Source organism: Pseudarthrobacter sp. BIM B-2242, assembly GCF_014764445.1.
GTDB classification, from domain to species: domain Bacteria; phylum Actinomycetota; class Actinomycetes; order Actinomycetales; family Micrococcaceae; genus Arthrobacter; species Arthrobacter luteus_A.
The window spans coordinates 2464119-2484699 of the sequence record NZ_CP061721.1; the positions used below are offsets into that span (position 1 = coordinate 2464119).

Annotated in this window: 19 protein-coding genes and 2 riboswitches; of the genes, 9 read left to right on the forward strand and 10 right to left on the reverse strand. The window is 64.6% G+C overall.

Features of this window, described 5'->3' with window-relative positions:
• Nucleotides 1-648: 648 nt before the first annotated feature.
• Nucleotides 649-870 (reverse strand): DUF3188 domain-containing protein, encoded by a 222-nt coding sequence (locus IDT60_RS11345; RefSeq protein WP_139027852.1) that lies wholly within the window; start codon nucleotides 868-870, stop codon nucleotides 649-651.
• Between the two features lie 746 nt (nucleotides 871-1616).
• Between IDT60_RS11345 and IDT60_RS11350 the strand changes: the two genes are divergently transcribed.
• A complete protein-coding gene (locus IDT60_RS11350) occupies nucleotides 1617-2054 on the forward strand; it encodes a hypothetical protein (protein ID WP_191079168.1) in 438 nt (145 codons plus the stop codon).
• A 222-nt stretch (nucleotides 2055-2276) separates the two neighbouring features.
• Here IDT60_RS11350 and IDT60_RS11355 read toward each other — a convergent pair whose 3' ends face one another.
• Together IDT60_RS11355 and IDT60_RS11360 are read right to left on the reverse strand one after the other, a co-directional pair.
• Nucleotides 2277-3056: a CPBP family intramembrane glutamic endopeptidase gene (locus tag IDT60_RS11355; RefSeq protein ID WP_191079169.1), complete on the reverse strand. Its 780-nt coding sequence runs from the start codon at nucleotides 3054-3056 to the stop codon at nucleotides 2277-2279.
• 310 nt (nucleotides 3057-3366) lie between these two features.
• Entirely contained in the window at nucleotides 3367-4905 is a 1539-nt protein-coding gene (locus IDT60_RS11360) for an alkaline phosphatase (protein WP_191079170.1), read from the reverse strand.
• Nucleotides 4906-5435: 530 nt separating this feature from the next.
• Nucleotides 5436-5634, forward strand: a riboswitch (cyclic di-AMP (ydaO/yuaA leader).
• A gap of 5 nt (nucleotides 5635-5639) precedes the next feature.
• Here IDT60_RS11360 and IDT60_RS11365 point away from each other — a divergent pair.
• A complete protein-coding gene (locus tag IDT60_RS11365; RefSeq protein WP_191079171.1) occupies nucleotides 5640-6440 on the forward strand; it encodes an NlpC/P60 family protein in 801 nt (266 codons plus the stop codon).
• A 200-nt stretch (nucleotides 6441-6640) separates the two neighbouring features.
• Here IDT60_RS11365 and IDT60_RS11370 read toward each other — a convergent pair whose 3' ends face one another.
• Complete coding sequence (locus IDT60_RS11370; RefSeq protein WP_191079172.1) at nucleotides 6641-8986, reverse strand: DUF3488 and transglutaminase-like domain-containing protein; 2346 nt, start codon at nucleotides 8984-8986, stop codon at nucleotides 6641-6643.
• A gap of 374 nt (nucleotides 8987-9360) precedes the next feature.
• Between IDT60_RS11370 and IDT60_RS11375 the strand changes: the two genes are divergently transcribed.
• Nucleotides 9361-9840, forward strand: a complete 480-nt coding sequence (locus IDT60_RS11375) for a hypothetical protein (protein ID WP_191079173.1) — start codon at nucleotides 9361-9363, stop codon at nucleotides 9838-9840.
• 72 nt (nucleotides 9841-9912) lie between these two features.
• Here IDT60_RS11375 and IDT60_RS11380 read toward each other — a convergent pair whose 3' ends face one another.
• The 6 genes from IDT60_RS11380 to IDT60_RS11405 form a co-directional block, all read right to left on the reverse strand.
• On the reverse strand, nucleotides 9913-10527 hold the full coding sequence (locus IDT60_RS11380; RefSeq protein ID WP_191079174.1) for a copper resistance CopC family protein: 615 nt from the start codon (nucleotides 10525-10527) through the stop codon (nucleotides 9913-9915).
• A 79-nt stretch (nucleotides 10528-10606) separates the two neighbouring features.
• Nucleotides 10607-11212, reverse strand: coding sequence for a hypothetical protein (locus tag IDT60_RS11385; protein WP_191079175.1), 606 nt, complete (start codon nucleotides 11210-11212; stop codon nucleotides 10607-10609).
• 77 nt (nucleotides 11213-11289) lie between these two features.
• The gene (locus tag IDT60_RS11390) at nucleotides 11290-11982 is read right to left on the reverse strand and encodes a thioredoxin domain-containing protein (protein ID WP_191079176.1); all 693 of its coding nucleotides are present in this window, start codon (nucleotides 11980-11982) and stop codon (nucleotides 11290-11292) included.
• Nucleotides 11982-12902, reverse strand: a complete 921-nt coding sequence (locus IDT60_RS11395) for a cation diffusion facilitator family transporter (protein WP_191079177.1) — start codon at nucleotides 12900-12902, stop codon at nucleotides 11982-11984. The genes IDT60_RS11390 and IDT60_RS11395 overlap by 1 nt, the downstream gene beginning before the upstream one ends.
• The gene (locus IDT60_RS11400) at nucleotides 12899-13276 is read right to left on the reverse strand and encodes a helix-turn-helix transcriptional regulator (RefSeq protein ID WP_191079178.1); all 378 of its coding nucleotides are present in this window, start codon (nucleotides 13274-13276) and stop codon (nucleotides 12899-12901) included. The genes IDT60_RS11395 and IDT60_RS11400 overlap by 4 nt, the downstream gene beginning before the upstream one ends.
• Before the next feature lie 53 nt (nucleotides 13277-13329).
• Nucleotides 13330-15420 carry a cytochrome c oxidase assembly protein gene (locus IDT60_RS11405; protein ID WP_191079179.1) on the reverse strand — a complete coding sequence of 697 codons (2091 nt, stop codon included), beginning with the start codon at nucleotides 15418-15420 and terminating at the stop codon, nucleotides 13330-13332.
• Nucleotides 15421-15631: 211 nt separating this feature from the next.
• On the opposite strand from IDT60_RS11405, the gene IDT60_RS11410 reads away from it, so the two are divergent.
• The 6 genes from IDT60_RS11410 (at nucleotide 15632) to IDT60_RS11435 (ending at nucleotide 20460) form a co-directional block, all read left to right on the forward strand.
• Complete coding sequence (locus tag IDT60_RS11410) at nucleotides 15632-16051, forward strand: helix-turn-helix transcriptional regulator (protein WP_191079180.1); 420 nt, start codon at nucleotides 15632-15634, stop codon at nucleotides 16049-16051.
• 42 nt (nucleotides 16052-16093) lie between these two features.
• Nucleotides 16094-17062: a cytochrome c oxidase assembly protein gene (locus IDT60_RS11415; protein ID WP_191079181.1), complete on the forward strand. Its 969-nt coding sequence runs from the start codon at nucleotides 16094-16096 to the stop codon at nucleotides 17060-17062.
• Between the two features lie 188 nt (nucleotides 17063-17250).
• Nucleotides 17251-17430, forward strand: a riboswitch (cyclic di-AMP (ydaO/yuaA leader).
• 2 nt (nucleotides 17431-17432) lie between these two features.
• Nucleotides 17433-18245: a M23 family metallopeptidase gene (locus IDT60_RS11420; RefSeq protein WP_223883695.1), complete on the forward strand. Its 813-nt coding sequence runs from the start codon at nucleotides 17433-17435 to the stop codon at nucleotides 18243-18245.
• 2 nt (nucleotides 18246-18247) lie between these two features.
• Entirely contained in the window at nucleotides 18248-18922 is a 675-nt protein-coding gene (locus tag IDT60_RS11425; protein ID WP_139027867.1) for a DUF305 domain-containing protein, read from the forward strand.
• Between the two features lie 27 nt (nucleotides 18923-18949).
• Nucleotides 18950-19585, forward strand: a complete 636-nt coding sequence (locus IDT60_RS11430; protein ID WP_191079182.1) for a DUF3105 domain-containing protein — start codon at nucleotides 18950-18952, stop codon at nucleotides 19583-19585.
• 2 nt (nucleotides 19586-19587) lie between these two features.
• On the forward strand, nucleotides 19588-20460 hold the full coding sequence (locus IDT60_RS11435) for an SURF1 family protein (RefSeq protein ID WP_223883696.1): 873 nt from the start codon (nucleotides 19588-19590) through the stop codon (nucleotides 20458-20460).
• The last annotated feature ends 121 nt before the right edge of the window (nucleotides 20461-20581 follow it).

Genomic DNA, 20581 nt, shown 5'->3' on the forward strand with positions numbered 1-20581 from the left:
CTGAGGGGCTCAGCCTTTATAGTGATCGTGAGCGGTAAGGATCACAGGCTGGTAGGTGAGGCCCTCGCGATCCGCCAACTGCCCAGCGGCGGCTGGCAGGTCAGCAACCACACCCCCGGCAGCGTCCTCCCCGGCGGGGAAGGGCGACTAGTGGTGTCAGTCAGCCTTGCTGGGCCGTGTCATCCCCAGGCTGCTGGGCGCTGCGGGTACCGGGCAGAGCAGGGCTCTCAGCGCCCGCTTCGCTGACCTGTGCACGGTATCTCATGCGGCGGATTCGTCCGGTCATTGACACCATCAGCATCACAACGGCTATAACCATGAACGCTGTCATCACGAAGCCAAGGAAACCCGGGGTCACCTGGTCGGGGCTAAGACCTGGTCTTAGCCCATTCTCGCCAGCGCTCGGGGAGGGGGTTGCGCTGAGGGCAATAATTCCCTGGGCCAGAGAATCGACTAACGATAGCTTCATGTAATCCTTGCAGTTCTGCCCGGGTTGCGTGCCCCCCGGAGTCGGCCGGGCAGAGCGTCCGGCTCATGAAAAATCTTACGACAGCAGGGCCGAGGGGCCGTGGAGGTGTTGGGGCCATGCCATCGTGCCATAGCCCAGCCGAGGCCTCCCGTGCCAGTGCTGGCCGACGGCGGTACCCGTTACCTGATCATCTTGCGGACCTGGTGCCCTCGTACCGCCACTCCTGCGGCGTGGAGAACCAAGCCAGTTCCGATCACGGGCAAGGAAGCGAAAGCCAACCCCTGATTCTGGGTGGCATTGCCCAGGACGCTGATAACGAGGCCTGCGGCGATGAGCCCCATGGCACCAAACACCAGGGCTTTGTAAAACTTGGAGGCAACATTCCAAAACTCATTGAGCACGAATGGAGTCTACCGCTCAACGGGCGGGACACTGGGCCGGTCAGGCGAAGTGCGGTCCACTAAACGGGCCGGCGCGGTTGTCTCGGGGCCTTGCGGGCCCCTCCCCCGCTTGTGCGGCCCTTTCCTCAATGTTCGCCCCCGGCGATCGTCGTGTCACAAGCGCCGCCTTTACCGCCGGCTGCCCCGGCACGTTCCGGTTGCCGTAAAAGCCCAGACTGCCTACAGGCCCGGCGAGGCGAAACAAAGACCAGGGCCGCACCGAACCCGGCGCAGGTGTGCAATTGGCCAGACTGGGCGTCAGTCGATTATCTTGTGGACAATCTGGCCCGGGTGCTGCCTTCCCAGCAAATCGCAAGGTTATGGCAGGCATAATGGAACCGAAGCTCCGGTCAACCGCTATTTGATCGGAGCTTCGCCAACTGAGCGGCACCAGGGCTGGTGCTGCTTCGCGCAGTGTTAGTCGGCTGCTGCCCACACGTCCCTGTTCTGCGTCCGGAAGTTACCAATGCGGCATTTCAGCCTGGTAGCATTGGCACTCCTGGGTGTGCTGGGTGTGGCCTTTATCGTGGCGGGTGTCCACGGCACAGACCGAATCGTAGGAATTCTGTTCGCCCTTACTGGACTGATCGGCGCCGTCGCAGTGGCGGCATCTCAGGGGAAAAGCTCTTAAGCAGTCAGGACGTATCGTGGACCGGTAGCGCTGCAGGTGCCACCGCCCTCGCCTGATTTCCGGGTAGGTTTGAGGCATGCCCTTCCAATTCCTGTCCGTTACGCACGCCCTCCGGGGTGTCGCTGCAGCTGCAGTGGCGGTCGCACTCTCGGGCTGCACCCAGCAGCTTTCGGTCGAGAACGCTGATATCCCATCGTGGAAGGCCACCGCCCTCCCGACCACGGGCACAGCAGTGGCCGAAGGTGCCGGCAAAATCCTGGATGCGCAGCCCGTCAGCAACATCGTGCCCGTGCCCGAAGGCGACTACACACTTGTGCTGGCGTGTGACGGCGGCGGCAAAGCCTTCCTGACTGCACGCGTGGAAGAACGCGAGCTGATCGACTTTGGTGCTGCCTGCAACGGTGCGCGCGAAAATATTAGACTCCATATTCCGCAATCAGGTCCGGTGGAATTTGCAGCATCAAGCGTGGACGCGCCTCTGCTTTACGCATACCAGCTCCTTCCTCGAACTTAGCCACTGCAACTGCCGGTCATCATGGCACCAGCCTGCGCACCTGAACAGCCACCGGACCAGCCGCCCCCAAGATGAAGGGGGCCATGATTTCAGGCCTACCTCAGCCGCTCAGGACACACCTGCAGCGGTCAATGAGACTGGCAGTGCGCTCACCCATGGGTGGTGAGGGCGGCACAAGGCTGGAGTCTTTGTGGGGAGGCCCAGTACCGAGGGCTGAGTGAATCAGCCGAGCCCGACCGCCCTTCCAAACAGGCTGAAACCGACGAACGCCACAATGTTGATGAGTGCGTGGGCGACGACAAGCGGCATCACACGGCGGCTCTTGGTATAGATCCATGCAAAGACCACCCCCATCACCATATTGCCAATAAACGGCCCGAAGCCCTGGTACAGGTGGTAACTGCCCCTTAGCATGGAACTGGCAAAAATGGCCAGGGGAACTGACCAGCCGAACTTCCCAAAGCGGTCCAGCAGATAACCCACTACGATGACTTCCTCGACGACCGCGTGCCGCACCGCTGACAGAACCAGCACGGGAACCGTCCACCAGTAAGGGTCCAGGGCGCTGGGAATGATCGCTGTCGTGATGCCCAGTGCGCGCCCGGCCGCGTAGAGGCCCAGTGAGGGGATGCCTATCAGGACGGCAAGCCCGAGCCCCTGCAGGATGGCCAGCCCGGGGCGGGTGAAGTTAAAACCGATTTTCGTGAAGGCCGAACCATTGCCCTCGCCGTTGCCGGTGTTCGTCCTGTGCTGGTCGGTCAGGAAGTAGAGCGCCAGAACGACAGGTACCAGCGCGAAGAAGATCTCCAGCAGTTGATATGTCAGATCAAAATATTCGCGGGTGCTTTGGGAGTTGTTGAGCGTGGAGGTGCCCTGGGCCAGCGGCGCGCTGGTGATCTTGTCCAGAAACTGCACCACGGAGTAAACGGCGGACTGTCCTAACGACAGTCCCAGGACTATCAGGACTTCAATCCGCAGACGGCGGCGGGAGGGAACGAGCATGGTCCTATTCTTGCCTGCAGTTGCCGGGTCTCTGCCGGGATGCCACAAGGAAGTCCATCCGCGCCCGGCCCGGCTACCGACCCTTTTCTACTGGCCGTCAGCCAGTGGCGGAGGGGGAAAAACAAGCTCCCCCAGGAGGCTCCCGGGTTCAGTTGTCCTTAATGTCGACGCCTTGGCAACAGCTTGGACCGGGCTTTATCGAGGTCCCCGTTATCCTGCATCACCTGGCCCGGCGGGTTGAGGCGTGCGGAAGCCTCGTCGGGCTTGGCCGTGGCCGTGGCAGGTTTGCAGTTCTGGTTTTCCGCTGCGGTCAGCCCAGGACGCCCAGGGCGTTACCTACGATGTCGAACAAATCGGTGTTGTCCACGCTGCCCTGCAGTTGCTCCGAGCCTGGGCCGTAGGCGTAAACGGGCACGTCTGCACCGGAGTGGTTGCCGGAGGCGTAGCTCAGCCAAAGACTGGCTTCCTTTGAACCGTCCTTGACTTGGGGCGGGTCGCTCGGCGTCCGGAAGGTGGCAGGGCCGAAGTTTTGCTGGTCCTTTGCGCCTGCACCGTTGCTGATACCGGTTGAACGTTCCGGGTCCTTGAAGTTTCCGTCGGACCGGGTCGGGGTGGAGTTATTGGCGGCGTTCCCGGAATCGACGTTGACCGGGGGCGCGGCTGCTTCGGCGTTAGTGAAGGAGCCCTTTTCGATGATGTGGAAACCGCCGGTTTCGTGGTCGGCGGTAACAATGACCAGGGTATTGCCGTCCTTCTTGGCGAAGTCCAGGGCTGCGGCGACGGCATCGTCGAAGGCCTTGACTTCCTCCAGTGTCTGGGCCGCGTCGTTGTCGTGGGACCGCTTGTCAATCAAGGAACCTTCAACCTGCAGGTAAAAACCCTTGCCGCTGCTTTCCTGTTGCTGGTTTAGAAGCTCAAGAGCTTTCTTTGTCATCTCCGGCAGGGACGGCTCCTTCGCCTGGGGAGCTCCGGGGTCGTCCTGCTTGGCTTTTTCAACGGTCAGGTTTCCCTTGTTGAACAGGCCAAAGACCTTCTCCCCCACGGCTCCGTTCAGGTCGTCCCGGGTCGCGGGAATCTGGCTGGAAACCGAACCCAGGATCGAGTAGCCCTGCTCCTTCAGCTCGGTTTCATCCGAGGCGTCAAAGCGGCGCAGGCCGCCGCCGAAGATGATGTCCGCGGTACCGTTGCGGGCGATCTGGTCTGCGATCGGGGTTACTCGGACATCACTGGTCGGCAGCGGCTCACCGGTGATCTCTGTGTCCTGGCACGCGTCCGCGGAGTAGTCCGGTCCCTGGCAGCCGCGGGACAGGACGTGGCTCATCTGCCCGGCCGGGGACGCGTCGGTAATTTCGGCCGTGGAGACACTGCCAGTGCGGTAGCCGGTCTGCTTGGCCAACTCCATCATGGTCGGCACCACATGGCCCGTGGCATCCACCCCGAGGGCGGCGTTGTAGGTTTTCACCCCGGAGGCCCACGCCGTGGCTGCAGCGGCGGAATCGGTGACCAGTTCCGGGGCGAAGTCAGACTGCCCCGGCTGGCCGGAGTTTTTCTGCACAGCATAGGTACTGACAGAACCGTGGGCCGGGAGGGTTTCCATAACCAGCCTGCCCTCGGCACCGTAGAAACGCTCCCTGCCGGCAGTGACTTGGGTGCGGCCCATGCCGTCACCAAGCAGATATATAACGTTCTGGGCTGTGCCAGGTGCCGGCTTGGTGGCGGTAAACACCGCGGACGAGATCAGCCCGGTGGCCACGACGGTGGCCACGACGGCTGCCAGGACGACCCAAATGATCCTGCGTCTTTTCCGTGCAGGGTCGGCGGGCGTGACGTCGGCCGGAACTTGTGTCATCGGAGGGTGCTTTCCTGTCAGGGGCGGGGGGCTATATCGCCTTTGCCTCAAACCGTACCGCGGCCATAGCACTACCCGAGGGTTTCTCGAGCCAATGGAAATAGATCCGTTCAGAAAGGATACGCATGTTCCGGGGCATTGAATCAGTTAAGGACAACCCGGCCTTCATCCGGCTGGCCCGCCCGGTCCTACCAACCGGTGCGCCCATCAGTGGGGCCTGTTCCAAAGGCAGCCGCTGAACAGAAGCCTTTTAGCGGCGGCGAAGACGGAATGCACTTCCGGCTTCGCCTTCGTCTTCTTCCAAAGCATGTTTCAGACTTCACAAATGATTATGTGGCCGACCGGGCAGGAAGACGGGCCGTTCTTTTTCGACTCCCGGCGGGCGGCGGCGCGATTGTTCAGCCCCCGTCCTTAGCGCCGTCCTTCAGGTATTCGGACGGGGGATCGCTGCTTTGCGTTATGCAAATGTGACAACGCCGTGGTTTTTGCAGTAGGGTCGGACGCGTGCCGGTCTCAGAATGCGGCACTCCTGAGCAGATTTGCCTAACTCTGCCGCTGCCCCGGGATCCCTTCGCAACATTCGTCCGGCAGAGACGGGGAAACCACATGACGGCCTGCTTCGGGCGGGCCTTGGGGTGAAGCCGCGCCTCCTGCCTTGCGCTGGAGATGCGGCCGGGTGTCTCCCATCCGAATCCGACAGCTAACCTCGCAGGCAGTGGGAGAGGCCCTTTTTCGTGTCTATTCGCCGTGCTCACGGCCGCCACCGCGCGGTCCCCGTTCAGACCAGTGCCCTTGCGGTCCTGTCCAAATCCGTCGCTGAAAACGCCGGCGGTGTGGGCCGTCAGGCCGCCGTCATCGCGGCAGCTTCCGGGCTCGTCCTGACCAGCGGCCTTGCAGCGCAGGCAGCGGACGCGCCGGCCCAGCGGGACACGGAGCCGACCTCGACCCTGGAGCTCGCCAGCCAGGTCCAGGCCCCGCTCAGCGCAGACGCCACCGTCCAGATCTCCTTCGAACGTCCCGCCGTGAAGACCACGCCGGCCCCTGTCGTGGAAGCGCCGAAACCGGTCGCCGTCCAGGCCCCCAAGGCAGCCGCTCCGGCCGCGCCCGCCGCCGTGAAGGCTGCTGCGCCGGCCAAGGCCAAAGCCCAGGTCACTGTCACCCCCGCCCCTGCTGCCGCGCCGGCAGCCGCCCCGGCGGCCGCTCCGGCAGCAGGTGGAGTCAACGCCACCATGGTCTCCTCGGCCTACGCGCAGATCGGCATGATCCAGGACTGCACCCGGCTGGTGGAAAACGCCCTGAACGCTGCAGGGATCCCCGTCGGTGACCTCGGTCCCATGCAGTTCATGAACTACGGCACCGTGGTCTCCGATCCCCAGCCCGGGGACATGGTCATGCAGCCCGGCCACGTCGGCATCTACGTCGGCAACGGCCAGGTCCTCAGCTCCGGGCTGAACGGCAAGAACGAAACCGCGGTCCACCCGCTGACCTGGATGACGTCCAAGGGCGCCGTCACCTTCGTCCGCGCAGGCAAATAAATCCACTGAAGGCCGGTCATTCGGTGCCTTGGGGGCGGCGAATCACCGGCCTTCAGTATCGCTTGAGCAGCACCCGCCGCGAATGCTGTTCCTGGAACTACGGCCTGTCCGCACTGACCAGCCGACCGCTTAGTAACGATTTGGACACGGCCTGCACGGCTTCTTCTCCTCAGCGTCCAGCCCTTGCCTTGTGCACGAGGTCAGTATCGGCGTCGTAGCGATCGCGGCAGGAGCCTGGCTCTCAGGCGCGCCGGCAGGGTCTTCGAACCCCACAAAGCCCGCCTGACTTCCTGGACATCGGCCCAGGTTGGAGACACCGTCCCGGGTACGGGTTGTACCTTCGCAGCAGCGTACATTTGCATCTCAAAGGCGTGGCGGAGCCTGGTCAGTGAGTCGACGGCCTGGCTGTTGAACCGCGCCTGCTGCATCAGTCGGCTGGTAAAAGCCCGCGGTGTTTCTGCCGCGCCCGGAGTGTAGCCATGGTCAACGGCGCTTTCCGTCGTCTCGGCCCAGGCGATGCTGGCTGCTTGTTGCGGATTCGACCTGAGAAAGCGGCGCTTCCGTCCACCGGATCTGGCGGCGCGGATCAGGAAGGGCGCGGCGGCCAGAAACAGCAGGACCAAGGCCACCACCGTCATGCCGGGCTCCACGCCGGAAGGGATGGGCGTGCCCGGCGTGCCGCTGCCCGAAAGTCCCGGGGCAGGAGTCGGGGATGTCCCGGTGTCCGGCATGGATAAGCCGTCGGGTCTGAGGTCGTCTTCTACCGGGAGGTTTGGAGGAGTTGCCGGTTGCTGCGCGTAGTCCGGGACCACGCCGCGGGAGGGTGTCGGTTCGAACCTCACCCAGCCGGCACCGCGGAAGTACAGCTCAGGCCAGGCATGGGCATCCTTGGAATCAACGGCGAATTCGGGCAGCTGTTCACCGCCAACCAGAACGGCGTTCCCGGTTGGGTCCCCTGGTGCATAACCGACTGCGACGCGGCTCGGGATCCCGGCCAGCCGGGCCATGACAGCCATGGCACCGGCGAAGTGGACGCAGTAGCCGGCTTTTACCTCAAGGAACCGGCCAATGACTTCAAGGCCGGTGCCATCGTAGTTTCCTTCAACAGGCGCCTGGAGGGAGTAGGTGAAGTCACCGCCGCGGAGGTAATTCTGGATGGCCATTGCTTTGTTATAGGGGTTGATCAAGTCCGAGGTGAGGTTCGACGCCGTTTCCCTGACGACTGTCGGAAGATCCTCGGACAGGTAACTAAACCGGGCGTCAACTTCGTCATTCCCCACAGGTGCGCTGCCGGCAAGGACTTCACGCGTCAATTCCGGTACTGAACTGGTCACCTGGTAGCTTTGCCCGGCCGAAGTTTCCCCTGTAGCCGACAATACCGTCAGTGTTCGCGGATCCCATGTCCACCGGCCGTCGACTCCCGTGATGCTCATTGGGGCATAGGGTGCCAGCAACCACGGACTCGTAAAGCTTCGGGTATCGATCCGGGTGCTGATCAGGTTCCCGCCGCCGACCGGAAGGCCGGCACTCAGGCCCATCTGCCTGATCCCGGTGCGGCGGGAATCCATGCGCTGCTCCGGTTGCCATCGCCTGCCCGAGAAGTCCTCCAGCGTTGTCAGCCGCAGATACAGTGGCTCATCGGCGGTAGTGGCATAGGTGATCCGGCCAGAACCGTCGGGCTCCCGCAGGGAGTTTCCCAGGGTTACGCTCGGGTCGAGCCCGGATGCTGCCGTCCACCATTGCAGGCGGGATCCCTGCGGAAACGTTCCGGTGGTGAATCCCGGGACCATGGCAGGCAGAACGAGGGCCAGGCTGAGCGCGGCCGCCCCGATGGTTGCGGCCCGGGCAAGGTAGACGGCAGCCGCTGCCCGGCCTTGAGCTTCAAAGCTTTCCCGCCATTGCCCGGTAGCCAGGAGGAAGATGTAGCCTGCGGCGGCTGCAGTGAATGCGGGAACACCGACGCTGTCAGGAAGGATGATTGCGGGGATGGAAAGGACGGCCAGCAGGGGTATTCCGCTGGTCGCGGGCATCCTGCAGGTGATGGCCAGGGTATCGATGAGCAGTGCGGCCAGGCCGGTTGCGGCACAGGTGATCAAGAGGACGCCCTCGCCGGGCGCCACCGGTGCCAGCTCTGAGGCGACGGTGGTTTCGGCGTTTTCGAGCAAAGACGCAAGACGTTCCGTGGCCTGAGAGCCCGGGATAATGCCCAGGAAACTTTGGTCACGGAAAAACTGCCAGACGAGCACCCCGGCAAGGGTCAAAAGGCCCGCCCCCAGGCTCAGGACCGGGGGCCAACGGAGGCTCCGTGTCCCTGCTGTCGCCGTCAATACGGCAGCGGCAGTAAACATTACGTTCGGAAGCCAGCCCCAGCCGTCAAGGACTCCATGGATGCTCAGCGATACCAGGACCATTGCCACCAGGGCGGCCAGCGATACCATCAAGTGCCGCTGACTCTCCGCGGCGTGGTTGCTTTGCCTCAGGGAGCGCCGCTGTTGCGGGTCGGGCTCCGGAAGCGTCTGGCGGTCCGTCGCAGTGGCGGTTTCCATGGAGACGATGTTCTTTCCGCTATGGAAAAAGGGGAGGCCGATGGAACAGGACGGTCGGCGGAACGGTGGAAGGTTTCCTGCCCGCGGAGCGCTGATCGATTGTGGTCATGGAAACCTTCCTTATGCAGGCCAAGGAAGAATCCCTGGGAGCTGCGCCGGGAGAAATCACTGGATTGACATTCCAACGTGTTGATCGAGTGGAAGGTTCCGCTAACGGATAGGTGCTTGAACCTGTTGAGGTCACCACCACCGTGTTCGATCCAGCTGATGCTGTAACGTCGGGGAAGGCAATCATCCGCCGCACCATTGGTCCGGCACCAGCCCGGAACTTCGGTCCGGGCCTAATATTTAAGAGGAAGTTCATGGATTCGACCGTGCCAGACAAGACGACAAGCCAGGGGGCGCGAACTGACGGGGACCAGGGAGTGGCGGCCGGGATGCCCCTCGGTGCCAAGCGGCTGGTACTCCTGGGCGGTTTAGGCGTTCCCGTCGGTCTGGTTGCCGGGCCGTATGTGCTCGGCATGCAGCTCCTGGCAGTGACCGGGGTAGTGGCGATAGCCATCGCCTTGTCCTACCGGGATGGCACGGCGTGGTTTTCCCGGTGGTCGTGGCTGACAGCGTGCGCGGGCCTCATATGGACAGGGGCCACCGTCGCGTACTGGCTGACCATCATTGCCGCTGCGGATGCGTCCGCCCCTGCGCCGCCGGTGTCCTCCGTACTGTTCTATGTGGGCGTTGCCGCATTCGTCCTGATGGCCGGGGCTGTTCTGGTTGCCGCCGTGGCCAGGTACACGGGCCGCAGGCGGTCGGCGAAGGCCCGGCTTCACGCGCAAAACCCCGAGACCGCGCCATAAAAAGCCGCCGTGACAGGGCACCTTTCCGGTGCCCTGTCACGGCGGCTGCGAATGGGAACGTCCCCCGTAGCGTCAGCCCTGGTTGCCGGGCCGCTCCCGGCGGCGGCGGGCGAGGTAAAGGATGCCTCCCAGGACGGCGATGATGGCAGCGCCGATCCCTGTCACGAGTGGACCGTTGCTGTCATCCGGGCGGGGAGCCTGGGGCATCGCGTTTGCCGCGGCGCTTGGGGTTGGCGATGCTGTCACGGACTCCGATACTGGCGCTGCCGGTGAGGCCGTTGGCACCGCCGCGGGGTCCTGGACGGTGAAGGAGTAGTTTCCCTCGATGGGGTGGCCGTCGGAGGAGACCGTCCGCCACAACACGGTGTAGGGTCCGTTGCTTCCCGGGGCGACTTTGGTTGAGATCGTCGGGCCGGTCACCGTGACCTGTCCGTCGCTGAGCGTTTTTCCGGTCGAGTCGGTCACGGTGATCACGCTCAGGTTCAGGCTCTTCGAATCCGTGGGCGGTTCCGACAAGGTGAGGGTCACGGTGTCGGGGGCGGCTGTCACCGTAGCGTCCCGGTCCGGGGATGTGGACTGGAGAGCGTCATGGGCCCGCGCTGGTCCGGCGCCGATTGCTGTGAGCAGCAGCGCTCCGGCGAGAGCCAGGCCGGCCCGGGAGCGTGCGTTCTTTTTCCGTGCTGTCATGGGTTCTTCACTTCTGTTCGTATCCGGTCCCCGCACTGCAGAGCGCAGGCGGGTTGCCCTGCCGTCACCGGCGAGGGTCTTATGAGCAGCCCAAGCGTGGCGGCGGCCCACGGACAACGGTTTGAACGGGGACTGTGACGCCAGGAGGAAGAGGCCGCCGGGTACGGAGCGGCTGGCGGAAGCCCGGCGGAATAATGACAGGATCGATGGGTCCGTTGAGGGGACGCAGCCACGCCGCAAGCGCCCAGAGGGCGGCCTCGCCGCGGGCAAGGAGGAGTGCTGTAGCCAGCGTTGCAATGACGTGCGCGAACGTCATTGGCGAACCGGCGTCGGCCATCAGATGCTGATGGGTCGCTGCGCTTTCCAGCATCAATGGCCCGGCCGCCAGCCCGGGCCCGTGATGTGAAGGCTCTGAACCGGGCACGGCGCCGGCGGACAGGGTTGAGAAGGCCAGGTGCAGGCTCAGCTGGGCCCCGCCGAGGTAGGCGGCCAGGAGCGGGGCTGTCATTTTCAGCCCCGCGAGCAGGACTGCGGAGAGTCCCACGACCGCGGCAAGCGCCATCATGATTGCCGGCGCTGGAAGCTGACCCCCGGCTCCCACGTGTGCCGCGGCGGCGAGTGTGAGCACGGTCAGGGCCAGCACCCCTGCGCGGGGCAGGCGCAGCGGCGCGTGCCGAAGGACCACGTGCCAGCTCCTTCCGGGCGTTGTTCTGCTACGTCATGTAGAACGATAGCGTTTCTGCAGGCCCCGCTGCGTGCCGGCTATTTGACGGCGTCCTCGAGTTTCTGCCGGAATTCCGCTTCGGTGTTGAGGGTCAGCTTTTCACCGTTGAGGAAAAAGGTCGGCGTGCCGGAGACGCCGAGGGCTTTTCCGTCAGCGATGTCTTTGCGGATCCGTTCCTTGGTCTCTTCGGCAGCCACGGCAGCGTCGTACTTCGCCATGTCCAGGCCCAGTTCTTCGGCGAAGGTCCTGAACAGGGCGTTCTGGAAGTCCTGCTTCTCGCCCCACTGCGGCTGGGTTTCGAACATCTTGGCGGCCATCTGTTCGTACTTGCCCTGCTGGGCTGCGGCTTCCACCGCCAGGGCGGCCTGGCCTGAGTTCTTGTGAGAGGGCAGCGGGAAGTAGCGGTTGACGAAGGTGATCCGGTCCCCGTATTCCTTCTTCAGTTCCTCCACCAGCGGCGCGGCGGCCCCGCAGGCCTCGCATTCAAAATCCAGGAACTCTACGAGCTGGGCCTTCTCGGTGGCGGGGGCGGTGAGGCGGTGGCTGTCGTCCCTGACCACCTGGGCGTCCGCTACCGGCTGCACTGCGGCCGGTTCGGGTTTGGCGGCGGTGAACACCGCGTACCAGATCAGGCCGGCGCCGACGGCGGCGGCGAGGAGGATCCAGAGGACGATCCGGACCTTCCGCGCCGGGTCGGTGGGCTTGGCGGTGGATTTTGTTGCCTGTGTCATTAGTGGGGAATGCTTTCCTGGTTGCGGTGGGCTACTGGTTCGATCTGAAAAGTTGAGTGCTCGACGCTGACTTCGAAATGTTCCGCGACGCAGCGCTGCAGGTCCGCCAGGATCTCGGCGGCGTGGCCGTCCAGCATGCAGCCGTCTTCGACTGTGACGTGCGCGGAGAGGACTGGGGTGCCCGAGGCGACCAGGGAGGCATGCAGGTCATGGACGTCGATGACGTGCGGCAGGGCAAGGATGTGTTTACGGACCTCTGCCAGGTCAAGGCCTGCCGGCGCGTTCTCCATCAGCACGTTCAGGGTCTCGCTGAGCAGCTTCAGGGTCCGGGGGATGATCAGCGCCCCGATCAGCAGGGATACGACGGCGTCGGCCTGCACCCAGCCGGTGACGGCGATGATGATGGCGGCGACGATAACGGCGACGGATCCCAGGGCGTCATTGAGGACCTCGAGGAACGCGGCACGCATATTGAAGTTATGCTTCCGGCCCGAGGCCAGCACGATCAGGCCGATGACGTTGCCGGCCAGGCCGATGATGCCGAACCAGAGCATCGTGGACCCACCGACATCCGGAGGTTCGAACAGCCGGCGGATGCCTTCGATGATGACGAAACCGCCCACGCCCAGGAGCAGGGCCGCCTGCCCGGCGGCGGCGACGATCTCTGCCCGTTTGTAACCCCAGGTCCGCTTCATGGTGGCGGGTTTGAGCGCCAGCGACGCGGCAATAAGGGCGATCAGCAGGCCAGTGGAATCGGTGAACATGTGTCCGGCGTCGGCCAGCAGGGCAAGGCTGCCGGTCAGGAAGGAACCGATGATTTCGGCGACCATCACGGCGAAGGTGATGGTGAAGACGATGATCAGTTTTCCGCGCTGAGCCGCCCCGTCACCGGCGCCGTGGGCGTGATCGTGGCCGCTCACGAATGGATCTCCTGGTTTACCGCCCCGGTCCGGGAGAATGCGGTTGTCTCCTGGGCGCAGTCAGGGTCAGCGCACTGGCAGATGGGGCCGACCGTGAGGATGGTACCGAGCAGGTCATCCAGGGCGTGGGCAAGGCGGGGATCAGAAAGTTCGTACCTGACGCGCCGTCCCACGGGCTCGGCCAGGACCAGCCCGCAGTCGCGCAGGCAGGCAAGGTGATTGGAAAGAATCTGGCGGCTCACACCGATCCTTTCGGCCAGATCAGAGGGAAACGCCGGACCGTTCCGCAGCGTGAGCAGGACCGCTGCCCTGGTCGGGTCTGCGAGGGCTTTGCCGAACCGGGCCAGGACCTCAGTGCTCGAGAGAATGCGCATACCGGCAATATTACAGCTGTTTCTGGATTCAGGAAAGCCTGGATCGACGCGGTTCACCGGCCATCCCGCCGCCGGTCGATCCTGCTGTCGCGCTCCTGCAGCTGGGCAAGCATGTCGTTGTATGCGTCCAGATCCGCATCGTTGTTCCGTACGGCGGCGCGGTCGGTGCGGCGCATTTCCCTGGCATCAGAGCGGGACCACATCACCGCGACGCCGATGGCAATGAGTAAAGTGGGGACTTCCCCGATGCCCCAGGTGATGGCTCCGCCCATCTGCTGGTCGGCCAGGGCCGACGGTCCCCAGTCCCGGCCCAGGCCGGTGAACCAGTCCGGCTGCAGGAGAGTTGGTGAGCCCATGAGCGTTACCCCGAAGAAGGCATGGAAGGCCATGGTTGCCAGCAGCAGCAGGAGCCGCAGCGGGTAGGGGGCGCGGCGCGGCAGCGGGTCGGTTCCGATCATCGAGAGGATGAACAGGTAACCGGTGATCAGGAAGTGGGCGGTCATCAGCTCATGTCCGGCATGTTCGCGCAGAGCGAACCCGAAGGCGTCTGAGTAGTAGAACAGCACGATGGAACCGGCGAAGTTGGCCGCGACAAACAGCGGGTGGGTCAGGACCGCCGCCACCCGGGAATGAACCAGAATCATGATCCATTCCCTGGGGCCGCGGGAGCCGTCCCGCCGCGGGGCCAGGGTGCGCAGGGCCAGGGTGACCGGGGAGCCGAGGACCAGGAAGACGGGGACGACCATGGTCAGGGCCATGTGATCGACCATGTGGGCGCTGAAAAGTACCCTGCCATATACGGAAGGGCCGCCGGACGTGAAAAAGACCAGCGCCGCAAGCCCGGTGAGCCAGAGCGCCGTCCGGATCCAGGGCCAGTTGTCCCCGCGCCGGCGCAGGCGATGCGCGCCCAAAAGATACAGGACAGCAGCGGTAGCGGCCAGGGTGATCCACAGCCAGTCCGGCCGCCACACGGTAAACCAGCGCTCCGGGGTCAGTTCCGGCGGCAGAAGGTATCCGGTGAGCACTTCGGCCGGGGTGAGGGCCGCGCGGATTTCTTCGCCGCCGGGCGGAGGCGTCCGGCTCAGGGCTGCTGCGAGGCCGCTGACGGCGCCCATGATCAGCAGTTCCGCGACGATGAACCGCCACAGCACCGTGCCCGCTCCCGGCGCATCCTTCCGGCTCAGGGCGGGGATGAGGCGGGTACGGTGCAGATATCCGATGATGCCCAGGATGATGACGGCGGCGGTTTTGGCCATGACCAGGACGCCGTACGGGGAGGCCAGTCCTTCCGGCAGCGCCATCCGGATTGAGGCGTTAATGATGCCGGAAGCGGAGACCAGGATGAAGGCGAACAAGGCCAGGGACGAGAACCGGCGAAGGACCGCTGCTGTGTCTTTGCCCAGGGCTGTTCCGGCCACGGTGAGGGCGATCAGTCCGCCGAACCAGAGGCACGCCCCGACCAGGTGAAGGCCCAGGGAATTGGTGGCCTGTTCGTGGTCGGTACCGCTGGAGGCATGGCCAATGAGGATGACGGGAACCAGTCCTGCGATGGCCAGCAGCGCCGCGGCCGCCAGGGGCCCCGGCGAGCGGGCACCGAACACCACTGTTGCTACCACTGCTGCGATGATCACGACCGACAGCCACGCGTTTCCGCTGGGCAGTTCTGTCATATAGGCGACAAGGCCGGCAGAAAATTCGGGGCTGCCGGAGACCGGGACGCCGGCGATGTCCGCGAAGCCCAGGACCAGGACCGCCAGCGCCGAGAAGGTCCAGATGATGCTGGTGGTCGCAACCAGGACCATGATCCGGGTAAAGGCGGGGTGCTCAGCCCCTGTTGCCGGGGCCTGCCGGCGAACACCGGTTCGGGAGGCCCGGCCGGCGCTTTTGAGGGGCGGGAGAATGAAAGCGGCAAAGACAAGCCCGCCGATCGTTGCCGCCGCCGCCAGGTTGTGTATTGTCTGCGCCAGGCCGTAGCCCCACTGAACCAGCGCCCCCGGGTCCCGGGTCTCGGCCGGAAGAGTTCCCCTGCCGTAGGCGGTCGCAGCAAGGACGACCACCAAGGCAACTGCGCAGGCGGCCGCCAGCCAGACCGGCCCGGGTGAAACAGTTGTCCTCTCCTGTGAAGCGGAGGCTTTGAGCGCCACGATACGTCCTAACCTGGTCCTGGCCGCGTCCCGGAAGGGCGGGGACGGAGCGCGAAACGAAACACCGCGCGCGACACCAGATTATCTGTAGAGTTGTTCACACGTTAAACGCGCGTGTCGGCGTGCGTTCCCCCGGGCCGCGGGCCTCGTGCGCTTGCCGCACGTATCCGGGGCAGATCACAGATTCAGCACATAAAGGTAGCCTAGATGGATGACGCAGATCCCACCCCTGGCCCCTTCCGGGCCGGAGTGTTCCCTCCGGCTCGTCGATGCAGACAAAGTCGAGGCGGTCCGGTCCCGGATGCCTGGAGATTCGGACGTGGCCGATTTGGCGGTGATCTTCGGGCTGCTCTCGGACCCTGGCCGGGTCAGGATCCTGATCGCCCTCCTCGAAGGGGAAATGTGCGTCTGCGACCTGGCAGCAACCACCGGGCTGAGCGAATCCGGCGTCTCCCACGCCCTGCGCCTGCTGCGCGGGCCCAGGGTTGTTCAGGTGCGCCGCTCGGGCAGAATGGCCTACTACTCACTGGCAGACTCCCACGTCCGGATGCTGCTCGATCTTGGCCTGACCCACGTGGGCCATACAGGGAAGGACCGGTTGCGCGCGGTCGAAACCGCCCAGCCAGGCTGATAGGGGCCGCTGTGTCTGCGCGGTGCGGCCGCCGGTGCTGCCATGTCTGAGCCGGAGATCACCGGTCCGGTCTGGCTTCCTTCGCTGCCCCCGTCGCTTACTGAATACCTGGCGCCCAACCTGCAGCCGGTACCGCTGATCCCTGCCCTGACGCTCCTGGCCGCGGTGTTTTACCTTGCAGGGGCGATCCGGCTGTGGCGGCAGGGCCGGCGCTGGTCCGTGGTGCGGACCTGTTCCTTCCTGGTGGGCTGTCTGGCCATCCTCGTGGTCATGGGAGCCGGTATCGAAGGGTACGGGCTGCGGATGTTCTCCATCTTCATGTTCCAGCAACTGACTCTCATGATGGCCGTTCCACCGCTGCTGGTAATTGGATCACCAGGAACACTGCTGCTGCGTGCCACACCACACGGCAGGCTCGGCCGCCGCGTCCTTCAGGCAGCGCTGTGGGGTCTGCGTTCGGGCTGGGGGCGCATTGCGATTCACCCGGCCTTCATGGTCCCGCTGTTCCTGCTCAGCTTCTACGGCGTGTACTTCTCGGGCCTGGCGGACCTGCTGCTGCCTAGCTGGTACGGCCACGTCGGCCTGGAACTGCTGTTTTTGATCTCCGGGATCCTCTTCACTGTCCCGTTAATCTCCGCCGATCCCCTGCCGAGCCGCCAGACACACTTCGGGCGGATGGTCGACATTTTCGCGGAGATGCCGCTCCATGCCTTCTTCGGGGTGGTCGTCATGATGGCGACCACGCCCATGGTGAAGTTCTTCGCCGCACCCCCTCCAGGATGGAATGTCGACCCGATGACGGACCAAGGCGTGGCCGGCGGACTGGCCTGGTCCTACGGGGAGCTGCCCGGGGTGCTCCTGCTGATGTTCATCCTGGTCCGGTGGCAGCGCGAGGAGGCAAGATCCAACGCCAGCATCGAGCGGGCCGAGCTGACCGGAGGAACCCCCGAGCTGGACGCCTACAACAGCTACCTGCAGCACCTGGCAGACAGACCTGAGCGTCACCGCTGATCAGCAGCGCCGTCCGACTTGACCCCCGGGTCTGGTCGTATGAAGATATCTGCAGACGAGTTTTACAAAGCGTAGAAGTAGCTTTCTTTTCCTGCTGTTATCGGATTGTGACATTCTCGTTCGGTTAGGTAGCATTGATTCAGGCTTTTCTGTATTAAGCCTCGGCTCCGCATGCTCAGCCCCGCCGGCGGTGCCAGACGACGAACCCTTTACGGCGGGGGCGGAGGACCCACTCACGGCAGCTTGCTGCCTTGGGGTGAAGACGCACACTCGGCAGCGGCCCTGCGGGCCGGTGACGGGGCTGCGTCCGGGCTTTTTTCCTTGGCCCGAACCCGACAGCTAACTTCGCAGGCGACCTGAAAGGATAGCTGTGCTCCCCTCCCGCCACGGCCGCCGCCGTGCCCTGCCCCGAGACCGCTCCCGAGCCCGCGCAGGTGCTGCAGGGCCGCGGGGACGGTCCGGTCCCCACGCCCCGTCCCGGCGCCCTGCCTGGCTTCCCGGGGCCTCCGCTTTTGCTGCCGTCGCTATGCTCGCGTCCGGTATACCCGCCGCGCATGCCGGCCTAGTTGCTGCCGGACCCGTCCCAGCCGCCCCGCCGGCGGCCGTTGAGGCTGCACCGGCCATTGCGGCGCAGGCGCAGGCGGTCATCACCTATCCACGCACTGACGTCGGAACCAGTCCGGCCGAACGGCCTGCGGCACCGGCGCCTGCCGGAACAGGATCCACTGCCGGAACGCCGGCCGCAGTTCCTCCCGATGCAGCGGCGGCACCGCCAGGGGCTGTACCCGTGGATGCCACCTTGGCCGCCCCGCTGGCCAGCATGTCCATTTCGTCTCCGTTCGGTTTCCGGACCAGCCCGATCACCGGCGGGTCCGGCGAACTGCATACCGGACTGGACTTGGTGGCCTCCTGCCAGACCGCAGTGTTCAGCGCCGGCTCCGGCACCGTGGTGGAGGCCGGGTGGTCCCAGAACGGCGGAGGGAACCGCATCGTGGTGGATCATGGCAATGGGATGAAGAGCACGTATAACCATCTTTCGTCGATAGAGGTTCCGGTCGGAGCCGTGGTGGGCAAGGGCCAGCGGCTCGGCGGTGCCGGCACGACCGGAAACTCCACCGGATGCCACCTGCACTTCGAAATCGTCCGCAACGGCGTGACCGTGGATCCCCAGGGCTGGCTTTGAGCATGACCGACATGGAGGCGCGCGAACAGCCCAAGGCAACGTCGGTGCTGCCCAGGAAACGGCTGTGGGCAGTTTTTGTCACGGTTGTGGCCCTCACCGCGCTGGGCTTCTTTGCCTTGGGGCGGCTTTCCGCCGCGCCCACTGTAGTCCCGGACGCCGGCCCGGACGCCGGGTTTGCCCGGGATATGCAGACCCATCATGCCCAGGCGGTGGAGATGGCCCTGCTGATCCGGGACAAGTCCGAGAACCCCGAGGTCCGGGCGATTGCCTATGACATTGCCACTGCACAGCAGCATCAAAATGGGCAGATGTTTGCCTGGCTGCAGGACTGGGGGCTCTCCCAGACCGGGACAGCGCCGCCGATGGCCTGGATGAAGGCAGATGGTACTCATGACGGGGCCGGTGCCTCGCACGGTGCCCCAGCTGCCGGTGGCGGAAATACCATGGAAGGCATGGCCACCCAGGAACAGATGCAGGCCTTGCGCGAATCCTCAGGTGCGGAGGCGGAGCGTTTATTCGTTGATTTGATGATCCGCCATCATCAAGGTGGCGTTGCAATGGCCACCGCCGGTACCCGTCTGGCGGAAACCTCAAAGGTACGGGACTTCGCTGCCCGTATCCTCGAAGCACAGACAGCTGAAATCAGGGCCCTTGAAGAGCTCCGTGGCCGACTTTGACCGCCCCAAAAGAGAGTGAGACCGCCGATGTCCGGAAAACCGAAAGCCGGTGAGGACCGCAAAGCGCTCCTAGCTGCAGTGCAGGCCAGGCATCGGGCCGCCGACAGGCGGCGGGCCTGGCTGATCTACGGCACCGGCGCGGCGGTCGTGCTCGCAATCATTGCCGCAGTGACCTTTGTCCTTGTGGCAGAGGTGCAGCAGCGCGAGCAGCTCAATGCCGCTGCGGCCCGCCCGATCGAGGGTGAGCAGGACTATCCGGACCAGTCCAGAAACCACACCAGCGGGGCCGTCAATTATCCGCAGACTCCGGCCACCGGCGGAGACCATGCACCGGTCTGGACGAACTGCGGGATCTACACCGCCCCCGTTGAACAGACCCGGGCAGTGCATTCCCTCGAACACGGGGCCGTCTGGCTCACCTACCGCCCCGACCTGCCCACGGACCAGATCGCCAGCCTAACCTCGCTGGCCGTCGGACAGGATTACCTCTTGGCCAGCCCCGTTCCGGGGCAGGTCTCCCCGGTGGTCGCAACAGCGTGGGGCAAGCAGCTCGCCGTGGACAGCGGCAGCGACGAACGCCTGGCACCGTTCATTAAAAAATACCGGCAAGGCGCGCAGGCACCCGAGCCCGGGGCTGTTTGTTCCGGCGGCGTGCAGGGCTGACATTGCTGCCAAATAAGGACCGGGAGCCCAGGGCCTACGGATTCCTGCTGTCCTGGCGGTGGGTGGGCATCCTGGGTCTGGCCGTTCTGTTCGCTGCGGCCTGCATAGGGCTGGGTAACTGGCAGATGGACCGGCGAAACCAGGCAGTCACCGAAATCCGCCGTGTCCAGCAGAACTACGACAAGCCGCCTGTGCCCTACGAAGAAGCCAGCCGCTATTTTGATCACGCCGAGCCGGACGCGAAATGGACGACCGTATCCGTTAGAGGCCAGTACCTCGCCGAAGACCAGCGGATCGTGCGGAATCGGCCCAACTACTCTGCCGCAGGGTACGAGATTGTGGTGCCGTTCCGTCTGCTAACCGGCGAAACGATCATCATCAACCGCGGCTGGGTTCCCATCGGAAACAACCGGCCCGGCTACCCTGATATGGTTCCTGCACCGCCGACTGGAACCGTCACTGCGGTGGTGCGGATCAAACCCTCAGAAGCCGACGTGGACCGCGCTGCTCCGGAAGGGCAACTGGCCAGCATCGACCTGACCTCCTATGCCCGCCAGCTGCAGTACCCTGTGAAGACAGGCAGCTATGGCCTCATGGCTTCCGAAACGCCCCCGCCGGAAACTGCGCCTCAGCAACTCGCCCCACCCAAGGTGCAGGAAGGGTCAAACCTGTCCTACGCGATGCAGTGGATTACCTTCGGCGTGCTGGCCTTTGTCGGGTTCGGTTACATGGCCCGGCAACAGGCCCGCATCGGTCGGGAGGAACGTGAACTTGAGGAACCGTCCGAACCCGGACAACACCGTGCCCAGGGCAAAGCACGCCGCCCACGCTCTGATGACGAGGAAGATGCTCTTCTGGATGCCATGGGCCTCTAAGAGCGGAGGCCAGCCAGCCGTGGAGTACCTGACGGCCAGCCGCAGCCGGGCCGGCGGATCCGCTGCAGAGGCGACGACCGGACCCTGGGCGGCCGTTTGCTGCGCACGGCGTCGATTGCCC

Excerpts from the sequence above, each read along its gene's own strand:
- IDT60_RS11350 (WP_191079168.1), top strand. The coding sequence starts at position 1,617 with ATGCCCTTCCAATTCCTGTCCGTTACGCACGCCCTCCGGGGTGTCGCT.
- IDT60_RS11355 (WP_191079169.1), bottom strand. The coding sequence starts at position 3,056 with ATGCTCGTTCCCTCCCGCCGCCGTCTGCGGATTGAAGTCCTGATAGTC.
- IDT60_RS11360 (WP_191079170.1), bottom strand. The coding sequence starts at position 4,905 with ATGACACAAGTTCCGGCCGACGTCACGCCCGCCGACCCTGCACGGAAA.
- IDT60_RS11370 (WP_191079172.1), bottom strand. The coding sequence starts at position 8,986 with ATGGAAACCGCCACTGCGACGGACCGCCAGACGCTTCCGGAGCCCGAC.
- IDT60_RS11380 (WP_191079174.1), bottom strand. The coding sequence starts at position 10,527 with ATGACAGCACGGAAAAAGAACGCACGCTCCCGGGCCGGCCTGGCTCTC.
- IDT60_RS11390 (WP_191079176.1), bottom strand. The coding sequence starts at position 11,982 with ATGACACAGGCAACAAAATCCACCGCCAAGCCCACCGACCCGGCGCGG.
- IDT60_RS11400 (WP_191079178.1), bottom strand. The coding sequence starts at position 13,276 with ATGCGCATTCTCTCGAGCACTGAGGTCCTGGCCCGGTTCGGCAAAGCC.
- IDT60_RS11410 (WP_191079180.1), top strand. The coding sequence starts at position 15,632 with ATGACGCAGATCCCACCCCTGGCCCCTTCCGGGCCGGAGTGTTCCCTC.
- IDT60_RS11415 (WP_191079181.1), top strand. The coding sequence starts at position 16,094 with ATGTCTGAGCCGGAGATCACCGGTCCGGTCTGGCTTCCTTCGCTGCCC.
- IDT60_RS11425 (WP_139027867.1), top strand. The coding sequence starts at position 18,248 with ATGACCGACATGGAGGCGCGCGAACAGCCCAAGGCAACGTCGGTGCTG.
- IDT60_RS11430 (WP_191079182.1), top strand. The coding sequence starts at position 18,950 with ATGTCCGGAAAACCGAAAGCCGGTGAGGACCGCAAAGCGCTCCTAGCT.